The sequence below is a fragment of the Streptomyces sp. AC558_RSS880 genome (genome assembly GCF_019049255.1).
Classification (GTDB): domain Bacteria; phylum Actinomycetota; class Actinomycetes; order Streptomycetales; family Streptomycetaceae; genus Streptomyces.
The window spans coordinates 36,093-36,964 of record NZ_JAGMUJ010000197.1 but is presented as its reverse complement, the minus strand read 5'-3'; the positions used below and the strand labels follow the sequence as shown (position 1 = coordinate 36,964).

Annotated in this window: 2 protein-coding genes; one reads left to right on the top strand and one right to left on the bottom strand. The window is 65.9% G+C overall.

Going from position 1 to position 872, the window contains the following annotated elements:
* A partial coding sequence (locus KUM38_RS40870; RefSeq protein WP_217137224.1) for a M23 family metallopeptidase occupies positions 1-133 on the top strand: 133 nt, incomplete at its 5' end.
* Positions 134-152: 19 nt separating this feature from the next.
* Here KUM38_RS40870 and KUM38_RS40865 read toward each other — a convergent pair.
* Positions 153-737, bottom strand: coding sequence for a TetR/AcrR family transcriptional regulator (locus KUM38_RS40865; RefSeq protein ID WP_254398544.1), 585 nt, complete (start codon positions 735-737; stop codon positions 153-155).
* Positions 738-872 lie beyond the last annotated feature (135 nt).

The following is an 872-nucleotide window of genomic DNA, read 5'->3' as shown; positions in this document are numbered from 1 at the left end:
GAAGATCGCCCTGTCCGGCAACACCGGCAACTCCAGCGGTCCGCACCTGCACTTCGAGATCCGCACCACCCCGAACTACGGCTCCGCCGTGGACCCGGTGAAGTTCCTGCGCGCCAAGGGCGTGACGGTCTGACCCGCCGCGCACACGGCGCCTAGCCGCCCCCGGACCCCCGGTGGGCCTGGGTGATCAGATCGATGGCGACCTCGAGGACGGCCTTGCGCTTCTCCTCGGGGTCGCTTTCGACGTCCTGCAGGACGTGCATCCCCGCGTGCATGGTGAACAGGGCGCTGACGCAGCGCACCTGGTCCACCAGATCGGCGTCCGGGTCCATGAGGATGTCCCGCAGTCCGAGCATGCGGGTCTTGAACATCTCACCGATGCTCAGCTCGCGGATCGTCGCCTGGTTCTCCTGCATGAAGCGGAAGAGCGGGGCCGCGCCCGCCAGTGCCTCGCTGTACCGGCGGATGATCTCCTGCTTGGTCTCCAGCGAGTGCGGCTGCCGCCGCCCCCACTCGATCAGGTCCTCGATCGGCCGCGAGAGGTCCTCGAAGATGCCGACGAGGATCTCTTCCTTCGACTTGAAGTGGTAGTACAGCGCCGCCTTGGTGACGTCCAGGCGCTCGGCGATCTCGCGCAGCGATGTCTTCTCGTAGCCCTGCTCGGCGAAGAGTTCGAGCGCCACGTCCTGGATGCGCTGGCGGGTGTTCCCGCGGCGCCGTTGTCTGGTGCCGTCCATGGTGCCGCCCATCCTCCTACTCGACCCCTCTTGACGAAAACTTACTTGACGCCCGGCTAGTTACGCGACTAACTTCCCAGTGTAGTGAACTAGCCGGGCGGCAAGTAAGTAGCACTGGTCACTCGACCGTGGCCG

What these genes read in the sequence shown, in the direction of transcription:
- KUM38_RS40865 (WP_254398544.1), bottom strand. Translation starts at nt 737, where the DNA reads ATGGACGGCACCAGACAACGGCGCCGCGGGAACACCCGCCAGCGCATC.